Genomic DNA, 2,910 nt, shown 5'->3' with positions numbered 1-2,910 from the left:
GTGTTGGCTGGCAACATCCGTGCATCGCCGCCTTGTATGTGCAGGGCTTCGCCGCCACCGTCGGGGGTGAAGGTGCAGCGCCCGGAAATGCAATGGCAGAACTCCTGCGCGGTGATCTGCCGCCGCCAGCGGCCTGGGGTGCATTCCCAGACGCCGGTTTCGACACCGTCGTCGCGCTCGACACTGGTGGTCGAGGCAATTGCCACGGGTTCGCCGAGGGGCACGGCGACCGGGTTGGATTTTTCGAGCTCAAGCGTGGCGGTGTTCTTGAATTGGGTGATGCTCATGGCGTGACCTGTTTATTGAGGGAAACGACGTTCAGTGCATGAAACCTTCCATGAAACCGGCGACCCGGCTGGCGAGCTTGCGCCGCCAGGGCGCGGTCGCGGGATTGGCCAGGGTCTGGTCTTCGTGCACAAAGCTTTTGATGATCGCGTTGTAGCCGAGCCAGCGGCATGGCTCTGGCTCCCAGGCACGCAGCGCATGAATGCCACCGTCGGGCAGGACCCACGGTTGTTGGGTCAGCTCGCTGTCGCGCTCAAGAATCAGATCGGCCAGCGTCCGGCCGCCGAGATTGCTGGCACCGACGCCCTCGCCGCCATAACCGCCAGACAACGCGATGCCGTTGGCGCGGTCGCAGAGCATGTGCGGCTTGAAATGCCGCGACATGCCAAGGTTGCCGCCCCAGGCGTGGGTGATCTGCACATTTTTCAGCTGCGGGAACAGTTCGCCGAACAGATAGCGGCGCAGTTCGACCTCATCGCGGGTGAGGTTGAAGTCATGGCGCAGCTTGCCGGCGAACTGATAACCGCCACGGGCGCCGAAGATCAGACGATTGTCGGCACTGCGCTGGCCGTAGGTGACCTGGCGGCTGAATTCACTGAAGGCCTGACCACGATTGAGGCCGATTTCGTCCCAGGTCGCAGCGGACAGCGGTTCCGTGGCGACAATCAGGCTTTGCACCGGCAACTGATAACGGCCAAGTGGCGGCAAGGTCACCGAATAACCTTCCACCGCCGGGACGATCCAACGGCTGCGCACGCTGGCCTTGGCGGTACGCAGACTGCCGGGTTGCCAGTGGGTGACCGGGCTGTTTTCGTAGATTTTCACGCCCATGTTCTGCACGGTCCGCGCCAGACCACGGACCAGTTTCGCCGGGTTAATGGTCGCGACATGGGGGGCGAAGATGCCGCCGTAGGGCTTGGCCACGCGGATCTGCCGGGCCAGCTGCTCGGGACTGAGCCAGCGGTAGTCGTTATCGGTAAGGCCTTGGGCGTGCAGCTTGCTCAGGTAATCGCGCAGAACGGCTTCCTGCTCTGGGTAGCGCGCGGCACAATAAAGCACCCCGCCCTTACGGTAATCGCAGTCGATGCCTTCGCGTTCGAGGACGATCTCCACTTCATCGGGGATGCTGCGCAGCAGATCGAACGACGCCCTGCGCTGCTGCGGCGATAAGCCTGCGAGCAAGCGATCTTCGCCCAGCAAATTACCCATCAACCAGCCGCCATTGCGTCCGGATGCACCGAACCCGGCGGTTTGCGCCTCGACGATGGCGATATCCAGGCCGGGCGCCTGTTTTTTCAGGTAGTACGCCGTCCACAGTCCGGTGTAACCGGCGCCGATGATCGCCACGTCGACATCCAGGTCACGCTCCAACGCGGGCCGCGCCAATAGCGGCTCATCGAGCTGATCCATCCACAAACTGATCGTGCGCCACGCCGACATGCCAGACTCCGCCACTGAAAACCTTCGATGGCGTCGATCCTAGTGGCTGCCTTCAGTGGATGTCTTGCGCGCGTGCCCGCAGAGAAATTTGTTTGGCGTAGGCCTTGGGCGACTGGCCGGTGTGTTCGCGAAAGCATTTGTAGAACGCTGACAACGAATTGAAGCCGGCGGCAAACGCCAGCTCGTCGACGCGCAACGGCGGCGTGGCGCTGTCCAGCGCACGCAGCAAATGCTGCAGGCGCGCCTGATTGACGTAGCGATAAAAGCTTTGCCCGAGCACCTGATTGAGCAGATAGGAAATCTGATTGCGGCTGTACCCGCACTCCTTCGCCACGCGTTGCAGGTCAAGCTCAGGGTCCAGATAGGGCTGCTGCTTTTCGAAATACTGTTGCAGGTCTTCGGCCATGAAGCTCAGTTGCCGCGGTGACAGACCTAGCCTGCTGACCGCCGGACGGCTTGGCGCGGAGCTACCGTCGGCTTGAGTACGCACCAGCGAGGCATACTCGTTGACGCGCCAGATCAAGCCGTCCTTGACCGTGATCGCTTCGCTGGAACGAAACGACACCAGGCCGTCGCCGCCGCGCAAGGTCACCTCGTATTGAATGAATGCGGTGTTGCCATCCACCCGGATTCGGTCGCAATGTTCGAGCAGTTCGTCGGATTCTCGCGGCATGCTCACGCGCACGTATTCGCGTAACTCATCCAGACCGAGCACCCGGTTCTGAAAGAAATCGTTGTACTGGATATCGGCGTGATAAAGCGCCATCACGCTGTCCAGATCACGGTGTTTCCAGCTCAGGTGATAGCGCATGACCGTGGCGGCCGTGGCCTGGGTCTGTTCGGGGCCGTCTTCATCAGCGTGCATAAGCGGCTCGGCGAAAAAGAACCGAGCTTGCCCAACTTCCTCTGCCGCTTCAATGAAAAATCCATGGTGGCGTTTTGGCGATAATCGATGAGCCAGTGACTTACATCAAAAAATGCGAATCAATCGCTAAACGGACTGAAAAAACTCACAGTTTTTTCACACACGGATGCTACTTTTAAAGCTCAAGCACTGGTTGAGCCAATGAAGGCTCTTCCCACCTAACATGAGCAAAAGGAAGCGCTCGATGAAGCAGGCGGGCAACACCATGAATAAAGGGTTCAGCAAAGTCACCTTTCCAAACGCTTGCCAGCTGATGCGCT

Annotated in this window: 3 protein-coding genes; all 3 read right to left on the bottom strand. The window is 60.3% G+C overall.

All coding sequences use genetic code 11. The features are described from left to right. On the bottom strand, positions 1-287 hold a 287-nt coding region (locus F8N49_RS27000; protein ID WP_151553257.1), incomplete at its 3' end, for a cupin domain-containing protein. Between the two features lie 31 nt (positions 288-318). Beyond that, complete coding sequence (locus tag F8N49_RS26995) at positions 319-1,725, bottom strand: FAD-binding oxidoreductase (RefSeq protein WP_151553256.1); 1,407 nt, start codon at positions 1,723-1,725, stop codon at positions 319-321. Positions 1,726-1,777: 52 nt separating this feature from the next. Next, positions 1,778-2,590 (bottom strand): nuclear transport factor 2 family protein, encoded by an 813-nt coding sequence (locus F8N49_RS26990; RefSeq protein WP_151553255.1) that lies wholly within the window; start codon positions 2,588-2,590, stop codon positions 1,778-1,780. Between the last annotated feature and the right edge of the window lie 320 nt (positions 2,591-2,910).

The organism is Pseudomonas sp. GXM4 (genome assembly GCF_008923895.1).
In the GTDB taxonomy this organism is placed as follows: domain Bacteria; phylum Pseudomonadota; class Gammaproteobacteria; order Pseudomonadales; family Pseudomonadaceae; genus Aquipseudomonas; species Aquipseudomonas atacamensis.
The sequence above is the reverse complement of the archived record's forward strand: the minus strand, read 5'-3'. Positions and strand labels throughout refer to the sequence as shown.

Coding starts and splice junctions, on each gene's coding strand:
- F8N49_RS26995 (WP_151553256.1), bottom strand. CDS start 1,725: ATGTCGGCGTGGCGCACGATCAGTTTGTGGATGGATCAGCTCGATGAG.
- F8N49_RS26990 (WP_151553255.1), bottom strand. CDS start 2,590: ATGCACGCTGATGAAGACGGCCCCGAACAGACCCAGGCCACGGCCGCC.